Here is a 17,618-nt window from a genome sequence, read left to right as displayed (position 1 = left end):
TCGAGCGGTTCGTAACCCGACCTCGGTCGTACCTGCCGGTCAGTACACCGGCATGGTGTCGAGCACTCCCCCGGCGATCTCCAGGATCGACCGCACCAGAGGCAGGTCGTCGCGGACGTCGTCTGCGGTGAGCTCGGGGGTGTCGACGCTGGGGTACTCGGCGTCGCGGCGGTGACGTCTCATTCGATCGAACGGGCGCAGTTGCTGGCCCAAGGGCGGATCCAGCTGCGCCCGGACCGCCTGGTACGCCGCCAGGTGACCGCCCTTGGTCGTCGGTCGCAGTCCCTCGTTCGCCAGGATGGCCCACAGGGACTTGCGCGCCGCGTCGTAGAGCGTGTCGTAGGCACCCTCGGGATCCGACTCGCAGATCGTCTCTGCCGACGTGACGTGCCGACCCGCTTGCGCCATCAACCGGTCTGCGTGCGCTCGACTCGGCGGCACCCGCTCCAGCTCGCCGTTCGTGAGCATCTGTTCGATCTCGTTCCGACCCTGGTTCCACCTCACGACTGGTCACTCCCATCGGCCTTGATCGCGAGAGGCACCATCGGTCGCGTCCGCACCGTGCTCAGGAACGGGTCGTCCGACTCGTACCAGGCCTGAGGTCGGACCCTGCGGATGTTCACCTCGCGCCGGAGGATCCGCTCGGCCTCGTGCGCCTGATCGTCGAGGTCGTCACGATCCGGAGTCCCGACGACGAGGACGTCCACGTCTGCGGGCACCGGGCCAGCCTCACCGTGGTAGCGCGCCGCCCAGGAGCCGTAGATGAACGCCAGGTCGATCCCGGGCACGGTCGCGAGAGCCCGGGTCAGGACAGGAAGCGGCCCGTAGGTGACAGCCAGGAGATCGGTCAACGGTCGGGCCAGCACCGTGTCCGGCGCCGCCTTCACCATCCGGGACGTGCCCAGCCTGCGGTCGAGGAGCAGCCCTCCGTCGACGAGACGGGACACCTCGTGGTGGGTGCTCTTGACGCTCGCCCCGATGAGTTTCGCCAGCTCCGTGATGCTGTACTCGGCGTCAGGGTTGAGGTAGGTCAGAGCCAGCACCTCGCCCTGGAGCTGGGACCGCAGGATCGGGAGCAGCACCGGTGGACTCGTTCTCATAACAGGTGAAAGATCCTTCACCTTTTATGGGAATGTCAAGCCTCCCTGCGCAGTCAGGGAGCCTTCTCCGCCCGGCGGAGCGCGACGAGCTCGGAGACGGCGCTGTGCCCGATCGGCTCGAGGGGAGGCGTCCGGTCCGACGCGCCGGCCACGCCGACGGGGCCGGGCAGGTCGAGGGCCGCGAGGCGGGCGTCGTACTCCGGGTTCGCGGCGCCGGGCGACCAGATGTGCTCGATGCCGTTCGTCTCGAGGAACGCTCGATAGTGCGCCGCCAGCTCGGGGAACCGGGCGTTGAAGGCGGAGTAGTCGGTGCCGGCGACGAGATCCTCGACGGTGACGTCGTCGGGGAGCGCGTGGAAGTCGCGGTACGGGATGCCGTGGTACTGCGCGAGCTCCAGCGTGCGGGAGTCGTACGACAGCACGACGGCCGGCACGCGCGCGAGGATCGCCGCGATCGAGCCGTGGATGCGGGTGCCGAACGCGAAGGAGAAGTCGCGCAGGTGGTCGACCCAGGTGCGGGCGTCGACGAAGAAGCGGACGCGGTCCTCGCGGTAGAGACGGTGCCCCGAGCCGAGGAGTCCGCGGCCGTCGTACCCCTCGGGATCGAGGCCCTGCAGGAGCAGCCGCAGCCGGTGGTGCTCCTGGGCCACGAACTCCAGGCGCGGGTAGTCGGCGGCGCTGCGCTCGACGAGCGACTCCAGCCCCGAGGTGTAGGTGAGGTCGATGCGACTCGACGCGTCCACCTCGCGCGGCTCCACCCGGAAGCCGTCGGCGTCCGTGAACAGCGAGGGGCAGCCGATCACGTCGACGTGGGGTGCCGAGAACCCCAGCCGCGCCAGGTACGCCGCCGTGCGCTCCCCGCGTACGCCGATCGACGCGGAGTGGTCGAGCACCGCACGTACGAACCTGCTCACCGACGCGTCGAGGTCGGATCCCGCTTCCGGTCGGTCGGCGTGGAAGCCCATCTGCGCCCCGACCCCCACGACCACGACGGGGACGCGCAGCCGCTCGATGAGGTCGGAGTAGGTGTCGAGCTGCCGCGTGAAGCCCGCACGGAACGCGTTCGCGAACGGCAGCACCAGCTGGTCGAAGCGCTCGTCGACGTACGCCGCGGTGCGCGGGACGCGCTTGAGGCTCTGCAGCACGAACCCGTCGGTGACGACCTCCGCCCCCGGCACGCTCACCGTGCGGTGCACCGCCGACGAGAACAGCAGGTTGCCGGAGTTCGCGCCGAACACCCCCACCCGCCCGACGGCGAGGCTGCGCTCGGGACTCAGCACCTGGAACGGGCTCTTCCCGGCTCGGAGCAGGATGCGCGACATCGACGGGAGCCTACCGAGGCGCCCGCAGGACCTGGGATCGGCCCGCTGCGCACCAAAACCCAGGACCGTCGTACCAGCGGTTCCGTCGCCGGTATTGTCTGCCGTCCCGCCTCCGAGGAGCGTAGGAAATCCAGTTCTGACCTGCGAGAACGATCCAGTTCGGTTGGGTTCCTACTTCGAATGGGGAACGCCATTGCGGAAAATCTGGAACGCGGCCGTTGCTACATGTGCCTGATGCCGGCCGCGAGGCGCGTCCGCCCCTGTTGCTCCAGCGAGCGACGGGCCTGTCAGGTCGCACCACGCCGACTGATCGGGATGACGGCTTGGAGGCGCCTGACCTGCAGCCGAGGCTTGTCAGGAGCCGCGGTCGACTCGCTCCAGGCGTCTCGGCCGGCGGCCTTCACGGTTGGATCGGCCAACTCAAGGACACGAACCGACCGTCTGCTGCTGGAAGGTAGATGAAGACCAGGCTGCCAACTGTCCCTCCGGACCTGCGGCTCAGGCGAGTGCTGATGCCTGGATTTGGGTGGTGACGTCAGCTGGGACGTATCGCCAGCTTTGCGGGGGCTGGATGCCGATGGAACGGATGGTGTCGAGTGGGATGGGTTGGACGGCGGCGACAACGCTGTTCAGTTCGAGAGCAAAGGCTTGATCGGTACCGTCGAAGTAGGCGTCGTAGTCGGGCTCGTCGATGGCTGCTTTGGTGCCGTACTTGGCCCAGATTTCGGTCGGGGTGCCTACGCGTACGCCGGTGAGGTGTGCCCAGCCGACGACAGCGCGGGTCGGCGTGGAGGAGTACAGGATGACGAGGGAACCGTCAGGCAGGTTGGGTCGGGTGCGGCGTAGTTCCACGGTCTTGGTGCCCGCGAGGATGGCGTCCGCGTACCGCGGCTTCACAGAGATGAAGAGTGATCGCTCAGGCACTTCTTCGACTGCGTACTCAGTCGCGGCCGGTGCAGTTCTTGCCTTGCCCGTCGTCCGACGTTCGCGTTCGGTGGAGGCGGTCGCCGACCGAAGGCTGGCCTCGATTGCCTTCACGGTTCCTTGGGCGACTCGGAGGACTCTCATCGGCGAACCCCCTCCTCGTACAGCCTCTTGAACCACGCGGAGTCGACCGGGGATGGCGACTGAAGCGTCAACTTAGCAGTGCCTCCCGACAGTTCCTGGACCCGTGCTAGGGGGATGGGGCGGGCGAAGATTTCGGTGTCGGAGAAGCGTAGGGCGTTCACTTTGCCGCGTTTGTCTGCGATCGCTCGGATCTGCTGAAGGGCGAAGACGCCGATGTTGGCAAACTCCCGGTGGAGGACCTCGGGGCTACCGGTGACGCTCTCGACGAGCCTGGAACAAGCGACGAGCTCTTGGTCGCGGGCGCTGGAGTACCACAGGATGCGACCAGGGGCCGCGGGTCGGCTTTGTCCGCTGCGGTAATAGACGTGCTCGCGGGACAGGCCGAGCTCGGCGGGTCGGGCAAGGAGAGTTGGTACGTGTCCAAGAAGGTCGTCGGCGAAGACTCCGCGGATGGGCACGATGTAGGTCCGCAGGTCGGAATCGAGGACCTTGGCGGGCCAGAGGAGCCGTTCGTACTCTGATGCTTCTGCTGTCGATCCGAGGCGGGCAGGAAGGACGAAGCCAGACTCGGGCACTGCTTCGGCGGCAGTCCGGACCTCGGCCCAGGTGCCGATGGTTGTGAGGACTGTTGCGACTGGGCTGTTGGTCGCGGGGTCGGTTCTGAAACCGTCTCGGTCGAGTTCGCTGGCGATGGCTGCGGGAAGATGCGTGTCGGTAAGTCGGATGGTGGTGAGATTTGATGCTGCAGCTCTCCGGCGCAGGGTTCGGGAGATCTGGCGGGCGATCGTGGGGAGCAGTGGTCCACGTTGGATGCGAAGGAGCGACACCTCCAGGGTGGAGTCATTTGGTTCGGCGGACCAGATGGCGAGGACGTCTCCAGTGGGGGTGAGCATCACCTGGCGGCCGTCGGTCCCGGCGGTCCGTTCCGCGAGTGACTTGATGAGGGCCCTGAAGCTGACCTTCCGTTCGCCTGATTCGTTGTCGAGGAGGCTGCTGAGGTTCTCTGGGTTCCAGGTCGCAGCGTCCCCTCGCGTCACCTGGAACTGCGTCTCTTCCAGCTGCGCGGGTAAATAGCTGGCAGCGTCGGCCCGGCGGTCGATGAACGCTGGAAGTTCGTCGGGATACAGGACTGCGAAGTCTCTCCCCTCGGCGGCCGTCGGTCCGAGGTAGGTGACAATGTTCTTGTCACGGGTGACGAACAAGTCCGCACCCCCAACGATGGTCTCGGCCAGAAGCAACGCGTCTGTGCTCAGACTGTCGTCGTTGACAAGAACGTCGACGGGTACGGCCCTCAGAAGTTCGTCGCGAAGCTCCCGGATCTCGGCGCGGTCACCGTTGAGGACCTTCATCCCGCTCGCGGCCGCAGTGTGCAACAGAGCGTCCCGCTCACGCTCGTTCGCGGTTCTGTTCAGTTCCTGGGTCAGCGTGAACGGCCTCGCAAGACGAATCTGCTCTGATGCAGCCAGGAGTGCGACGGTGCCCGAGAACCGCTGCCGCCGCTTCGATGAGGTGCCGTACAGGTCGCAGAACACGTTGTTGTCGACCCCGGCCAGAAGTTGATCAGGGTCTTCCCCCGGCAGCGACAACAGGTTCGCGACTGAATCGTTCTGCTTGACCCACTCCGTCATCGGCTCTCGGGTCTTGCCTCGACCCGTTCTCCGGCGCACGGGCTCGAATCCGAGGCTCGGCCACTTCTTTGCCGCCTCCCAGTCGTCTCGGCACTTCAACCGCAGACCGAGCCGATCAGGACAACGGTCCATCACCGCGTCGATGAGTCGTCGAGCTACGCCAGAACCCCGCGCGTCGTCCGTCAGGCACAGGTGCGCGATTCGGGCGTACCAGTCGGCCCGGACTGTGGGGGCATACAGGCAGTAGCCGGCCAGGGTTTCGGTCCCGTCGGGGTCGTTTCGGAGGGCCAGGACGATGTTGCCGTTCGTTGCCGCCTCCCTGAAGCCGGAATAGGGCATCGGACCTAGGCGGTCCCGGTTGGCGTCGCCGAGCTCGATGACCCTTTCCACCCACTCCGGGGCCACTGCCTCGATGCCGACAATGCGCATGTCGTCGGGGGCGTTGTCAACGTCAGTTCGAGTCACTTGGTCAGTGTGGCTCTACCGACGCCTGTTGTCTTTGACTTACGGACTGGGGCACTTCGTCGGGACCTGGGCCTCCTTGCTTCTAAGGCCTTCGCGTCGAAGTACTGCAACGAGTTGTTCCGCCTGCTACTTCCCGATCACCGAGGACAAAACCTTGTCACCTACGGATGAGAGGGCCATTCGCTGGCTGAAACCTCCGGTTCGGGAGTTCATCCGAGGTGAGCAACCCCATCTCCATCCGAGCAGCGTGCTGTTGCTCCACCAGTTGTGGAATCACGGCAAGCACCGCGAGATTCAGGTCATTGCGGGCGGAGTCGTCGACTGGATCGGCGAGGATCAGCCCGCATGGTGGCCCGGCGAAGTGGTGATCGAAGCGCAGAGCCCAAACGGGCGCCCCGTCCCGCCGGGTTCACCGAGACCGTGACGGTCACGTTCGGTCCCGGCTCGGTAGCGACCGGCTACCCGCTCGTGAGAACCGTTGCTTACGCGGGTGGCCTCGTGCGGGGCATCATCGACGACCTGATCAGGCTCCCGGACCTGACAGTGCCGCCGGGCCCGAGCGGAGCCGGAGAGGGCAGAGCAGCTCACGAGGGGCTGTCTCCGCAAGGTCGCCTTTCAGCTAGGAACGCGGGTCCGAGTGCTCAGCCGGTCTTTCCCTCCCCGCCAACTCTCGGCGCCCCGGCTGCGCGCGCTTCCGTGGAACCGCTTCGGGCAAATTGTTCTTGTCGCAGCTTTAGCGACAGTGGACCGCACTCCCGGCCGCAGAAGCGTGCGTCCGGATGCCGATGGCCAAGCCTGCACGCCGCTTCACCTACACCATCCAGACATCCTCCCGTACTTTGCACGGCATGGTCGATGATGCTCCGGATCCGGCGCCCAAGCGCAGGGTCACGTCCAGGCCCTTGTCTCGGCGGGAAGTGGTCGTGTGCTGGACGATTGGCGGAGCCCTCTTCGCAACGGGGATCGCAGCGACATTCACCGTCGGGACCGGCGCGGCCAGTGCCGCCCTGATCGCGTTCGGTGGCGTGTTCTGCCTCCTGGGGTTCATCCAGCGCGTGCCACTGAACCTTGAGATCGCAGGCACCAAACTCGACGCAAGCTACGAGGAGGTCGTAGCGGAGGCTTTCGATGCCGGGCGAGAGATCGGCGTCAACCAAGCCATCGAAGTTGCCCTGAACGACGTAGAAAAGGCCGAAGAGAGCGGCGAAGCACCCCACCTGGCGCTAGAGAGACGTCGCGATGCACTGCAAGGCCCTATCGACTGGCAAGGCCAACTCGCCCACCGCCCGGTCGAGCAAGGCCCGTCCTCCGGCCAAGACCTCGGCTATCGCGGGCCGACTGCCTGCAACGCGGCTGGCATCACCTACCGGCAACTCGACTACTGGGCACGCACCGGTCTGGTCGAACCCACCGTAAGGCCAGCGCGAGGAGCGCCGGGCTCGCAGCGCCTTTACAGCGAGTTGGACGTCGTTCTGCTGCGGGTCATCAAGCGCCTTCTGGATGCAGGGATCAGCCTGCAACAGATCCGGACAGCCGTCGTTCACCTGCGAGCGCATCCGACTCAGGCTCTACAGCGCGTGACGCTCATGAGCGACGGCCAATCCGTCTACGAGACGACGAGCAGTGAAGAGATCATCGACCTGCTCCAGTCCGGGAAGGGCATGTTCGGTGTCTCCGTGGGGGCGGTGCAAGAGCAGATCAGAGACACCTTGAGACAGTTGCCTGCGGAGCACGCCGCCCCTGATGAGCCGCCCGAGCGCCCTGAACCGCCTGACGTGGCATAGGCCGAGGATGACCGTCCTTTGCGTAGTCCTGAGCACGCAAGGTGGGGAATCGAATCGTCTGACTCGGGTCGTTTAGCGCGCGCTCATCGGCCGGAGAGTGCACCTCAAGCGCGGTGGCGGGATCTCTGCGAGATGGTGCTGCCTTTGCCCATCGCCGCCTACCTAATCGCCGAAGCCGGCATCCGCACCATGGAGAGCTGCGACCTCACCACCAACCAGCTCGACGACCGTCACACGCCCCACACCATCAGGGCCTAGGCCGTCTGGGGCTGGCCCCCGCGCACTATCGAACTCGAAGAACACAGCGCAAACGCCCTCGCCCGGGTCCTCGCCGGCATGCCCGACGGACCCCAGCGGCTGACCTACACCGGCGGCGCCCCCGGCACGAAGAAAGGCTCTGCGTCGCTCAAACCCGCCATCGAGCGTTTCCTTCGTCGCGCCGGCGTCGCCGACGTCGATGTGAAGGCCAAGAGCCTCGCCCTCACCCGCCCCTACCGCGTCCTGCGCCAGACCGAGAGCTTCAAGGCAGCCAAGAAGATTCACGGCGGCAAGACCCACAACATGCTCAGAGACTTCAAGAACACCATTAACGAAGACATGCTCTGCGAAGGTAAGGTCCACGTCCTCGACCCCCGCGGCAAAATCATCGCTAAGGTCAAGGCCAGCCACCTCTACGACCGCGGGGCCGCCGTCGCCCGCGCCGCCTGAACGTTAGCTAGTACTCCGAATCCACGGCAGCGGACGAAGCAAGAAGAGAGACGCAAACAGAAGTCGATTTTAGATTCCGTTTGGTGCGTGGCGCCTACAGCGACGGGACCATGTGCCAGTTCAAACTCACTGCGGTCACTTCGATGATCTCGGGTTCGGCGACACATTCACAGGACTGGACGTCGAATAGAACTAGGTTGCGACCTGCGGGGTCAAGCGAGCTCGAATAAAGCACTCCGTCCAAGCCAATCGACTTCGCCATCTCGCACAGATACTGAGTTGGAATGTAGTCCGTCAAACGGTCGGACGACCGGATCGGTTTTCGCAACTCCTCGCCGAGAGAAGTCAAATAGCGATGATATGCGGCCCGAGATATCTGAGCTTCGATCGACTCAACCTCGAACAGCGAAAAGAAATCAGGCGGTTCGATGTCCGCCAGGTTGAGGACGCTTAGTTGCCTCGTCGGCTGGAAGCGCCCGACCGCCAACTTCGACAGTGTGGTCGCCCGCGCCTCGTATAGACATGTCTCTCGCGAGTACGCAAGATACAAATAGGGAATGCCGACTGGGTTCGCCCTCCCCGCCGCCGCCTTTTCTGCCGGCGGGGCTCCCATTTCCGACATTGTCGGCGCCTCCCCTTCGAAGAGGCGCCCTCGGTAGAGGTCGATGTCCACGTCGATACGGCAGACGCTGTCACCGAGGACTTGTGCAAGTAGCGAGAGATCCGGCACGGTCTTCGGGAAGTAGCGATTCCGCTTACGAATCTCTTCTGAGAATGCGGACCATGAAGTCAGATGGTCCGTGCCGGCGGTCTCGCCACCAGCGGTCTTCAGTCGAGCTCGAACTCCCTCTGCCAGGAGTCGATGCCCGGGGACGGCGGACGAAAGGAACGCTCTGACATGTTCCGGGGACAGGCTGAATATGCCCCAATCCCGTTGTATGCAGTCTTCGATCTCCTCGGCGTCAGCGTCGGACGAGTCTTGGTAGACGGCCAGGAGCCCGCTGATGCTGTCGACCCAAGCGGTTGTCGGCCACGTCTGCGCCGAGTACCCGTGCCCGAAGTCGCAGTTGGCTGGTGACGATTCCGGGGGCGATGCATTGGCTGTCCACGTAGACGCTGCGAAGCAAGCTTGGCAGGCTCTCATGCCGAGCCCGCGAGAACGGCAGCCATCAACTCGAGGTGATTCTGAACGGAGAGTTTCTTGACGATGCCAAGACCCGGGTAAGTCTGCGATTCTAGGTGTTGACGCATGGTGTTCGCCGCCGGTCCACGTAGATCGCGCTCATCCAAAAAGCGAACAAGTTTACTGCACGCCTCGAGAAACTTCCCGCCGACATTTGCAGTGTCGCCGTTCGACTGGGAGGTGAAGTGGCGAATCATGATTGGGGCGCCTGGACTTGGTTGATAGGTCCAGTGGATAGCGACAGCCCTGGGAGTGAACCCACCTTCGGTCCATCCTGAACCTATTGTTAGGTAGTCGCCGAATCCGCCCCAACCTTCCTCGCGAAAATAAAGATTGTCTTCAGTGAACACGCCTTCTTCGCGCGCCAAATAGCCCGAGTTTCGCTCCTCTGCGCGGAATCCGTCGTGCAGAATTATCCCAATCGACTCCCTTAGGAACTGTCGAAAATGTCGCTGCCGCAAGGAGTCGTCCACGAGGTCGTACTTGCGCCCGAGCCGACGGCTCTCACTGCGAAGGAAGTCCGGATCACTGCTAACTCCACGATGAATTAGCGTAAGCTCCGACTCCGCTGGCAGCAACGCGTCATACTGGGCTAATAGTGCGCGGACGTCCGTGGACTCGTCGATTAGAAGTCCGAAGTTCCACCGCACGTCGCGCTGATGCTGCACATACTCACTCAGGCTGGTCGCTATCCCAGCACCGGACAATGCCCCGACCCGGGGGTTGGCGACCAGGACGACTTCGACCGCAGCTTCGCGCAAAGAGTTCAGGCATCGGTCCAGCCCGCCGTCGGGCTCTCTGACTGGCTCGATGATGGGGACGATCGAGCCGCTTGTGCCGAGGAGTCCAGCTCGCTCCTTCAGTGCCAGCAGCTCGTACTGCTTGCCACGCAGGTATGGGGTGTACATAGCTATCGCACGTCTCTCGTCAGCCACGCGCGCAAACGCTGTTCCTGCTGCGGCGTCGGGTTCAATTGGACTACGAGAGATCGTAGAGTCTCGTACCGCGGTTCTCTCAGAAGTTCGACCGCTTTGATGCGCCGGATCTTGAGCGCCGCCGCGAAGGCCACCTGGAACACGGATGGCGGGATCGAGCTAGCGAGCTCTAGGTACTGGGAGTAGCGCACCCCATTGGGCACCTCTGGTGGTTCGATGCCGCAGGCGGCGAGAGCATAGGCGGCCTCGCTCTGCCTGAGGGCGTTGAACATCACTCGCGTGTCCAGTTCGCCGTCGAACGGCTTCGCCTCTTGCGCAATGGAGAGCCGCCGCCTGGATCCGACCACGATGATGCCCGTCGGGTCGTGCGCCAGGTGAGACAAGTACCTGTCAGCGTCCGAGGAATGAACGACGACATTCACCAACCGAAAGGCACGGAAATATTCGGCCAGTTGACGAACCAACTTGTCGGGGTTATCCAACTCCGTCTTGATTTCATATACTGTGGCGGCGCCGTTGATCATGACGCAATCGGCTACAGCATCACCTACGCGAAACTCATGAATGAGTGCGGCATTGGCCGCTCGATGGCGCCCCACGAGCATCTTGCTCGCAATCAGGTTCTTGTAGACGTACTCACTCCGGTATTGCGCCGCGAGGTGCCGGTATGCTTGGTCAATTACCTCGCCGTTGGTTTTCGCGCTGGGGGTGATCTCAGAACGAAGACTCTCGACGAGGCGGTCGATGCGTTCTGTAGGTCTCCCTGCCAGTACTGGCCTGAAGGTCGCCGCTGAGAACAGGGCGGCGGCTTGCTGCCCGACTGACGCTGGCAACGCTGCATCCCCTTCCGTCGTGCCCCTTTCGTACGAGTTGGTCGGGATCAGGGCCTGCTCGTCGACGGACTCTATCGGGAGCCGGCGTCTCCCGTGCGCCGGCAGCCGGTGTCGCAGAGCCTTCAAGTTCTCGCCACAACGCCGCGTAGATCCAAGCGAGCAGCCCAAACCTGGACCAGGGCGGGCGTCCACCCGGCGGGCGGGAAGGCTGGCATACCTGGCCACTAGGTCCGCCAGATCCAGATCTGGACGTCCCATGGGGTCCCAGTCGCGGCCCTGCCCGCCCAGCGGTCGGAGCCGAGACCCGCATCGTAGTTCCCAGCCGTCGGTTGCTGGGTCGCGCAGAGGAATTTGAGCCGGGCGCAGCAGCGAGCACCCGTGAGCCCCCTAGACTGACCCGCGGATCGGCTCAGCACGTCAGTGGACCCCACGGGTGTTATCCCGACGGTTCTACCAACTTTAAATCCGATCCTCCGCCTCCGTAGCTCAGCTGGATAGAGCAGCGGCCTTCTAATCCGCCGGTCACAGGTTCGAATCCTGTCGGGGGCGCCATGCGTGAAGCCGGGTCGTCCCGCAGGACCGACCCGGAGACCTGGGACGATGCCGCCCATGGACACCCTGCGCTCGATCACCCTGTTCCTCGCGGCCGCGGTGGCCGAGATCGGCGGCGCGTGGCTGGTCTGGCAGGGCGTGCGCGAGCACCGGGGCTGGGCCTGGATCGGTGCGGGAGTCATCGCGCTGGGGATCTACGGATTCGTGGCGACGCTCCAGCCGGACGCCAACTTCGGCCGGATCCTGGCGGCGTACGGCGGGGTGTTCGTCGCTGGCTCGCTGGCGTGGGGCATGGCCTTCGACGGCTTCCGCCCCGATCGGTACGACGTCGCCGGCGCGCTGGTGTGCCTGGTGGGCGTCGCGGTGATCATGTACGCCCCGCGCTCGGCGTGACGCCGCCGCAGGTCCGGTCCAGACAAAAGTCATGCAGATAGATCAAGTAAGTACACTCGGGGAATGATCCGGAGTCCCCGGCCCGACTTCCTCGTCATCGGCGCGCCGAAGGCCGGGACGTCCGCGCTCCACGCCGCCCTGCGGCAGCACCCCGAGGTGTTCACGACGACGCCGAAGGAGCCCAAGTACTTCCTCTGCGACGACGCGCCGCCACCGGACTGGCGCGGGCCGGGCGACCGGCACTCGCAGCAGGAGTGGGTCTGGCGCTGGGACCAGTACGAACGGCTCTTCGAGGGCGCCGGTCCCGACCAGCTGCGCGGGGAGAGCACCCCGTTCTACCTGTGGAGCCGCAGCGCCCACCTGAGGATCGCCGAGCGGTTGCCCGACGTACGCCTGATCGCCGTGGTGCGCGACCCGATCGACCGCGCCTACAGCAACTGGATGCACCTGTGGTGCGACGGCCTGGAGCCGGTCGGCGACTTCGAGGAGGCCTTCGCGCGCCAGCAGGACCGGATGGCGGCGGGCTGGGCGCCGTTCTGGCGCTACACCGGCCTCGGGCGGTACGGCGAGCAGCTCCAGCACCTCTACCGCCACGTCGACCGCGAGCGGGTGCTGGTCTTGCGCTACCGCGAGCTGGTCGAGGACCCCCGCGCCGCGGTCGACCGGACCTGCGCCTTCCTCGGCATCACGCCGGGCCTGGTCGACGAGATCCCCCGCGACAACGCCCGGGCGTACGTCGAGCCCGGCTGGCGGCCCCGCGTGCTGGGACCGGTCGTGCGGGCGGGCGCGCAGCTCGGGCGGTTCGCGCCGCCCCAGGTGTGGCGCCGGGCCAGCGTGCCCCTGGTCGCGGGGCTCAGCGGCGGTCCCGAGGCCCACCGACCCAAGCTGGACGCGGCGGCCCGCGAGCGGCTGCTCCCCCACTTCGCCGACGACATCGCGCTGCTGGCCGAGCTCACCGGCGAGGACTTCGGCGACTGGCTCTCGCGGGAGAGCCGCGGCTCGTTCCTCGAGCGCCGGCAGGCGGTCAGCGAACCAGCGTGACCAGGTCGTGCGCGCCGTCGGGGCGCGCGGCCTCGACGTAGAACCGCGTGCGCCCGTCGGGTAGCGGGACCGCGGCGGCGTAGCGGAACGCCCCGTCGGAGTGCGGCGAGACGATCGCGCCCACGGCGTCGTCCGCCACCAGGCGCTCACCGTCCCAGCGCGCCAGCCCGGTGGTCTCGTACCAGTTCGACGCGGCGTCGGCGCGGCCGTCGTACAGCACGGTCAGCGGGTCGCGGCCGACGACGGCGGTGACCCGCGCGCCACGTGCGTCCCAGTGCCCGGGCCGGCCCGCGAGCACCTCGCCCCGGTCGGTCCACGCCAGGCCGTCCTGGCTGGTCAGGTGCCGCGTGGTCATCCGGTCCTCGTGGCCCGGGTCCGTGAGCGGGTGACAGCACAGCCACATGTCCCAGCCACCGTCGGGCGAGGGCTCGACGACGGGGTCCTTGACGGCGACCCGGTCGTCCCCCGCGAGCACCACGGCCCGCTCGCCCGTCGACAGGCCCTCGACCGTCGAGGCCGTGAGGCTGTCAACCCACCAGTGCTTCGAGCCCGGCGTGGCGCACGAGAGGTAGAGCCGCCAGCCGACGCCCGGCACGGGCACCAGGACCGGCCGCTCGAAGGACTCGGCGCCGAAGTCCTCGCGGCGTACCTCGGTCACCACCTCGAAGGTCTCGCCGTCGAGCGACCGCGCAACCTGGACGGCCACACCGCGGCCGTCGGTGAGTGGACGCCGGACGCGCCAGGTCAGCCAGAACACGCCGTCGACGAGGACGGCACTGGCCGCCCCCGCCCAGTTGCCGGGACCGGCATCGGGGGCGGGGACGACGACGCGGACGTCGTCGTACGACGGGATCGGCACGGCCTGGACGGTCATGACACCGAGGATAGTCGATCAACCTGGTCGACTTCGGGAGCACCGGCCACGGGCTCAGGGCTCGCGGATCCGCCGCTCCCGGTCGGGCCGCATCCCGTGGTCGATGCCCCACAGCACCGCCTCCGCCCGCCGGCTGACGCCGATCTTGCGGTAGGTCTTGCGGATGTGGGTCTTGACGGTGTTGACGCCGAGGTAGACCTTCCGGGCGATCTCGTCGTTGCTGTAGCCCTGGGTGATCAGCGCGAGCACCTCGGCCTCCCTGCCGGTCAGGCCGAACTCCCGGCCGGGCCAGGTCCCGAAGGTCTCCTCCGCCTCGTCGACGTCCGGAGCGACCTGCTCCCCCGCGTGCACCCGCTCGATCAGCTCGACGAGCTCCTCGGCCGTCACCGACTTGGCGATGTAGCCCGAGACCCCGCTCTCGAAGGCGCGCTTGACCAGCTCGGGCTGCACGTTCCAGCTGAACGCCACCACCCGGGTGGCCAGCCCGCCGCCGATCTCCTCGACGTCGATGCCGTCCGCCTGGACCTGGCCGAAGGTGTCGTAGAGAAGCACGTCGACGGGCGTCACGAGCGGGACGCCGCTGTCGAGCTCGACGACCTCGACCCGGTCGTCGTACGGCGCCAGCGCGCCCGCTACCCCGGCCACGACGACGGCGTAGTCGTTCGCGACGGCGACGCGCACAGGGCTGCTCATCCCCGGAGCGTAATCCAGGGCGACGGCCGGTCGTGAGAGGGTCGAGGACGTGGCAGAGAGCATCGCGCCCACCGACCTGCTCGGCATCTGGGCACTGAGCCGCGAGGTCGACGACCGCCTCGCCGGTGAGACGCGACAGGTCGACGGGACGGCCACCCTCACGCAGCTCGCGGACGACCACGTCCGGTGGAGCGAGGAGGGCACCATGCGCTGGACGGGGCACGAGGTGCCGGTCGAGCGGACCCTCGACGTCCGCCGTGAGGTGACCGGGGACTGGGTCGTGCACTTCTCCGACGGCCGGGTCTTCCACCCCTGGACGGTCGGTGAGCAGGTCGACCACCCCTGCTCGCCGGACCACTACCGGGGCCGCATCGACGTCGCCCCCGACGGGCGGAGCTGGACCGTCACCTGGCACAGCACGGGACCCGCGAAGGACTACGTGCTGCGCACCCGGCACACGGCGCTCACGCCTCCGGCCTGATCCTCCGGCCGCGGTCGGGCTCGAAGCCGTGCCGCACGCCCCAGCCCACGGCCTGGGCGCGCCGGCTCACGCCCATCTTCCGGTACGCCGTGCGGATGTAGGTCTTGACCGAGTTGATGCTGAGGTAGGAGCGCTCGGCGATCTCCTGGTTGCTCAGGCCCTGGGTGATCAGCGCGATCACCTCCGCCTCCCGCGCGGTCAGGCCGAACTCGTGCCCGGGCCACCGACCGTTGACGTGCTCGATGTGCCCGACGCTCGCGGGCACGACCAGCTCGCCGGCGTGCACCTGCTCCAGCGCCTCGACGATCTGGTCGGCGCCCAGCTCCTTGGAGAGGTACGCCGCCGCGCCCCGGGCCAGCGCCCGCTGGACCAGGTCCCGGTCGGTGTTCCAGCTGAAGATCGCCACCCGCGCGGTGCTGTCGCGCACCAGGTCCTCCAGGTCGACGCCGTCGCCCTGCACCTGGGCGAAGGTGTCGTAGAGGATCACGTCGACGTCGCTCACCACGGGCAGGCCGGCGTCGAGCTCGACGACGGCGACACGGTCGGCGTACGGCGCGATCAGCGAGGCGATACCGGCCACGACAATCTCGTAGTCGTTGACCACCGCCACGCGGACGGGTCGGGACTGGGACATGCGCGCATCCTCACATGCGGGAGCGCGCCGCGCCTCCCCGATCGGACGGGCCCGACGCGGTAGGAAGGACGAGGCCCCGCACAGTATGAGTGTGCGGGGCCTGCTGCGTCCTGGCCAGGGTCCTGGCCAGCGTCAGCCGGCGGCGTACGCGTCGATCTCGCCGAGCACCCGCGTCCTGACGTCGTCCGGGGCGAAGGAGGACCGCACGGAGGCACGGGCGAGGTCCGCGACGCCGTCCTCGTCGAGGCCGAGCAGATCGGCGGCGATCGCGTACTCCCGATTCAGCGTCGTCCCGAACATCGGCGGGTCGTCGGAGCCGATCGAGATGGTCACACCGGCGTCGCGGAACGCCCGGATCGGGTGCTCCTCGAGCGTGGCCACCGCCCGGGTCGCGATGTTCGAGGACGGGCACACCTCCAGGGGTACGCCGGTCGCGGCGAGGTGCGCGAGCAGCTCCGGGTCCTGGGCGGCCGAGGTGCCGTGCCCGATCCGTTCCGCGCCCAGCAGTCGCAGCGCGTCCCAGATCGTCTCCGGCCCCGTGGTCTCGCCCGCGTGCGGGACGCTGCGCAGTCCGGCCGCTCGCGCCGCGTCGAAGTACGGCTGGAACTGCGGGCGCGGCACCCCGATCTCGGGACCGCCCAGCCCGAAGGCCACCAGGCCCTCGGGAGCGTGGCGCAGGGCGTAGTCCAGCGTGGCCTCGGCCGCGGGCAGCCCCGACTCCCCCGGGATGTCGTAGATCCAGCGCAGCACCAGACCGAAGTCCCGCTCGGCGGCGACCCGGGCGTCCTCCAGGGCCTCCGAGTAGGCCTCGATCGGCATGCCGAGCGTGTCGTCGTCCGGGCGCACGGAGGTGTACGGCGTACACGTCAGCTCGGCGTACCGCAGCTGCTGCTCCGTCGCCATCTCGCGCGCGATCTCGTAGGTGAGGTAGCGGATGTCCTCCGGGGTGCGCACCAGCGCCACGACGGAGAGGTAGACCTCGATGAAGTGGGCGAAGTCGCGGAACTCGTAGAAGCGGCGGAGCTCGTCGGGGTCGGTCGGCACCGTGCCGGGATGGCGCTCGGCCAGTTCCTGGACGATCCGCGGGGAGGCGGACCCGACGTGGTGCACGTGCAGCTCGGCCTTCGGGAGGCCGCGGATGAAGTCGCCGATGCTCCTGCTCACCCGCGGCAGCGTGTCAGCCGAGGGCTTCCCGCAGCGAATTGGCGATGTCCTCGGCACTGCCGCTGACCGGCTCCCCGTCGAGCAGCACGGTCGGCGTACCCCGCACTCCGGCGTCGGTGGCCGCCTGGGTGGCCGCGTCGACCCACTCCTGCTGCGCGAGGCCCTCGATGCCGGGGCGTACGGCGTCCTCGTCGGCGCCCGCGTCGACGGCCAGGCTCACCAGGGTGTCGTCGTCGAGACCGTCCTCGCTCCCGGAGGCCTCGTCGTAGTTCGCGAAGAGCAGATCGTGGTAGCGCTTGGCCACGTCGGGTCCGGCCTCGTCGAGCACGACCTTGAACGCGTTGGCCGCCCGCAGGGAGTATTCGGTGAGGAAGCTGACCGGGCGGTACTCGACGCGGACGTCGCCGGCCTCTGCGGACGCGGTCAGGTCGTCGCTGGAGCGCTCCTCGAGGTCCGCGCAGTGCACGCAGTGGAAGTCCTCGTAGATGATCACCTCGTGCGGCGCGTCGTCCGGGCCGAAGGTGAGGCCGTGCTCGGAGCCCGCGGCCGGCGCCGAGACGTCGTTCGTGGAGTCGTTGGAGCGCATCCAGAAGAACCCCGCGACCAGGGCCACGACGAGCACGCCGACGACGCCGCCCACCATCAGGTTGCGGCGGCGGGCCTCCTCGCGCTGCTGCTCCCGTACGGCGGCCGCCGCGCGCTCGGTGCGGCTCGCCTGGGCACTCTTCTTCGACATCGGGTCTCGCTCCTGGGTTCTTGC

At 67.2% G+C, this 17,618-nt stretch carries 18 protein-coding genes and 1 tRNA gene; 6 read left to right on the top strand and 13 right to left on the bottom strand.

What is annotated here, in order from left to right; genetic code table 11:
• Positions 1-39: 39 nt before the first annotated feature.
• The 5 genes from VMF51_RS19365 to VMF51_RS19345 all read right to left on the bottom strand — a co-directional run bounded on the left by VMF51_RS19365 (position 40) and on the right by VMF51_RS19345 (position 5,583).
• Positions 40-468: a hypothetical protein gene (locus tag VMF51_RS19365; protein WP_325476102.1), complete on the bottom strand. Its 429-nt coding sequence runs from the start codon at positions 466-468 to the stop codon at positions 40-42.
• Between the two features lie 32 nt (positions 469-500).
• The gene (locus VMF51_RS19360) at positions 501-1,082 is read right to left on the bottom strand and encodes an ArsR family transcriptional regulator (protein WP_325476101.1); all 582 of its coding nucleotides are present in this window, start codon (positions 1,080-1,082) and stop codon (positions 501-503) included.
• A 71-nt stretch (positions 1,083-1,153) separates the two neighbouring features.
• Positions 1,154-2,422: a polysaccharide pyruvyl transferase family protein gene (locus tag VMF51_RS19355; RefSeq protein WP_325476100.1), complete on the bottom strand. Its 1,269-nt coding sequence runs from the start codon at positions 2,420-2,422 to the stop codon at positions 1,154-1,156.
• 498 nt (positions 2,423-2,920) lie between these two features.
• Positions 2,921-3,460: an ASCH domain-containing protein gene (locus VMF51_RS19350; RefSeq protein WP_325476099.1), complete on the bottom strand. Its 540-nt coding sequence runs from the start codon at positions 3,458-3,460 to the stop codon at positions 2,921-2,923.
• A 26-nt stretch (positions 3,461-3,486) separates the two neighbouring features.
• Positions 3,487-5,583 carry a GNAT family N-acetyltransferase gene (locus VMF51_RS19345; RefSeq protein ID WP_325476098.1) on the bottom strand — a complete coding sequence of 699 codons (2,097 nt, stop codon included), beginning with the start codon at positions 5,581-5,583 and terminating at the stop codon, positions 3,487-3,489.
• Between the two features lie 1,217 nt (positions 5,584-6,800).
• Between VMF51_RS19345 and VMF51_RS19340 the strand changes: the two genes are divergently transcribed.
• Both VMF51_RS19340 and VMF51_RS19335 read left to right on the top strand, forming a co-directional pair.
• Entirely contained in the window at positions 6,801-7,367 is a 567-nt protein-coding gene (locus tag VMF51_RS19340; RefSeq protein ID WP_414689487.1) for a MerR family transcriptional regulator, read from the top strand.
• Positions 7,368-7,703: 336 nt separating this feature from the next.
• On the top strand, positions 7,704-8,075 hold the full coding sequence (locus VMF51_RS19335) for a hypothetical protein (protein ID WP_325476097.1): 372 nt from the start codon (positions 7,704-7,706) through the stop codon (positions 8,073-8,075).
• Between the two features lie 94 nt (positions 8,076-8,169).
• Here VMF51_RS19335 and VMF51_RS19330 read toward each other — a convergent pair whose 3' ends face one another.
• The 3 genes from VMF51_RS19330 to VMF51_RS19320 all read right to left on the bottom strand — a co-directional run bounded on the left by VMF51_RS19330 (position 8,170) and on the right by VMF51_RS19320 (position 11,026).
• Positions 8,170-8,748, bottom strand: coding sequence for an RES family NAD+ phosphorylase (locus VMF51_RS19330; protein ID WP_325476096.1), 579 nt, complete (start codon positions 8,746-8,748; stop codon positions 8,170-8,172).
• A 467-nt stretch (positions 8,749-9,215) separates the two neighbouring features.
• Positions 9,216-10,193, bottom strand: a complete 978-nt coding sequence (locus VMF51_RS19325) for a sce7725 family protein (protein ID WP_325476095.1) — start codon at positions 10,191-10,193, stop codon at positions 9,216-9,218.
• Positions 10,169-11,026: a sce7726 family protein gene (locus VMF51_RS19320; protein WP_325476094.1), complete on the bottom strand. Its 858-nt coding sequence runs from the start codon at positions 11,024-11,026 to the stop codon at positions 10,169-10,171. Before VMF51_RS19320 ends, VMF51_RS19325 begins: the two co-directional genes overlap by 25 nt.
• 475 nt (positions 11,027-11,501) lie before the next feature.
• On the opposite strand from VMF51_RS19320, the gene VMF51_RS19315 reads away from it, so the two are divergent.
• The 3 genes from VMF51_RS19315 (at position 11,502) to VMF51_RS19305 (ending at position 13,012) form a co-directional block, all read left to right on the top strand.
• Positions 11,502-11,578 (top strand) — tRNA-Arg (locus VMF51_RS19315).
• 57 nt (positions 11,579-11,635) lie between these two features.
• A complete protein-coding gene (locus VMF51_RS19310; RefSeq protein WP_325476093.1) occupies positions 11,636-11,971 on the top strand; it encodes a YnfA family protein in 336 nt (111 codons plus the stop codon).
• 63 nt (positions 11,972-12,034) lie between these two features.
• Positions 12,035-13,012, top strand: a complete 978-nt coding sequence (locus VMF51_RS19305; RefSeq protein ID WP_325476092.1) for a sulfotransferase — start codon at positions 12,035-12,037, stop codon at positions 13,010-13,012.
• Here VMF51_RS19305 and VMF51_RS19300 read toward each other — a convergent pair.
• Together VMF51_RS19300 and VMF51_RS19295 are read right to left on the bottom strand one after the other, a co-directional pair.
• On the bottom strand, positions 12,996-13,886 hold the full coding sequence (locus VMF51_RS19300) for a hypothetical protein (RefSeq protein ID WP_325476091.1): 891 nt from the start codon (positions 13,884-13,886) through the stop codon (positions 12,996-12,998). The genes VMF51_RS19305 and VMF51_RS19300 overlap by 17 nt on opposite strands.
• A 54-nt stretch (positions 13,887-13,940) precedes the next feature.
• Positions 13,941-14,579 carry a response regulator transcription factor gene (locus VMF51_RS19295; protein WP_325476090.1) on the bottom strand — a complete coding sequence of 213 codons (639 nt, stop codon included), beginning with the start codon at positions 14,577-14,579 and terminating at the stop codon, positions 13,941-13,943.
• A 49-nt stretch (positions 14,580-14,628) separates the two neighbouring features.
• Here VMF51_RS19295 and VMF51_RS19290 point away from each other — a divergent pair, with 49 nt between their 5' ends.
• A complete protein-coding gene (locus VMF51_RS19290; RefSeq protein ID WP_325476089.1) occupies positions 14,629-15,060 on the top strand; it encodes a DUF6314 family protein in 432 nt (143 codons plus the stop codon).
• Here VMF51_RS19290 and VMF51_RS19285 read toward each other — a convergent pair.
• The 3 genes from VMF51_RS19285 to VMF51_RS19275 form a co-directional block, all read right to left on the bottom strand.
• Positions 15,044-15,694, bottom strand: a complete 651-nt coding sequence (locus VMF51_RS19285; RefSeq protein WP_325476088.1) for a response regulator transcription factor — start codon at positions 15,692-15,694, stop codon at positions 15,044-15,046. The two genes, VMF51_RS19290 and VMF51_RS19285, sit on opposite strands and share 17 nt — an antisense overlap.
• A gap of 132 nt (positions 15,695-15,826) precedes the next feature.
• On the bottom strand, positions 15,827-16,858 hold the full coding sequence (locus tag VMF51_RS19280; RefSeq protein ID WP_325476087.1) for an adenosine deaminase: 1,032 nt from the start codon (positions 16,856-16,858) through the stop codon (positions 15,827-15,829).
• Between the two features lie 13 nt (positions 16,859-16,871).
• On the bottom strand, positions 16,872-17,594 hold the full coding sequence (locus VMF51_RS19275; RefSeq protein WP_325476086.1) for a DsbA family protein: 723 nt from the start codon (positions 17,592-17,594) through the stop codon (positions 16,872-16,874).
• Between the last annotated feature and the right edge of the window lie 24 nt (positions 17,595-17,618).

Source organism: Nocardioides sp. (assembly GCF_035503875.1).
In the GTDB taxonomy this organism is placed as follows: domain Bacteria; phylum Actinomycetota; class Actinomycetes; order Propionibacteriales; family Nocardioidaceae; genus Nocardioides.
The sequence above is the reverse complement of the archived record's forward strand: the minus strand, read 5'-3'. Positions and strand labels throughout refer to the sequence as shown.

Bases quoted from the DNA above. Each gene is read 5' to 3' on its own strand.
- VMF51_RS19365 (WP_325476102.1), bottom strand. From the start codon at position 468: ATGCTCACGAACGGCGAGCTGGAGCGGGTGCCGCCGAGTCGAGCGCAC.
- VMF51_RS19355 (WP_325476100.1), bottom strand. From the start codon at position 2,422: ATGTCGCGCATCCTGCTCCGAGCCGGGAAGAGCCCGTTCCAGGTGCTG.
- VMF51_RS19335 (WP_325476097.1), top strand. From the start codon at position 7,704: ATGCCCGACGGACCCCAGCGGCTGACCTACACCGGCGGCGCCCCCGGC.
- VMF51_RS19310 (WP_325476093.1), top strand. From the start codon at position 11,636: ATGGACACCCTGCGCTCGATCACCCTGTTCCTCGCGGCCGCGGTGGCC.
- VMF51_RS19305 (WP_325476092.1), top strand. From the start codon at position 12,035: ATGATCCGGAGTCCCCGGCCCGACTTCCTCGTCATCGGCGCGCCGAAG.
- VMF51_RS19300 (WP_325476091.1), bottom strand. From the start codon at position 13,886: ATGACCGTCCAGGCCGTGCCGATCCCGTCGTACGACGACGTCCGCGTC.
- VMF51_RS19295 (WP_325476090.1), bottom strand. From the start codon at position 14,579: ATGAGCAGCCCTGTGCGCGTCGCCGTCGCGAACGACTACGCCGTCGTC.
- VMF51_RS19285 (WP_325476088.1), bottom strand. From the start codon at position 15,694: ATGTCCCAGTCCCGACCCGTCCGCGTGGCGGTGGTCAACGACTACGAG.
- VMF51_RS19275 (WP_325476086.1), bottom strand. From the start codon at position 17,594: ATGTCGAAGAAGAGTGCCCAGGCGAGCCGCACCGAGCGCGCGGCGGCC.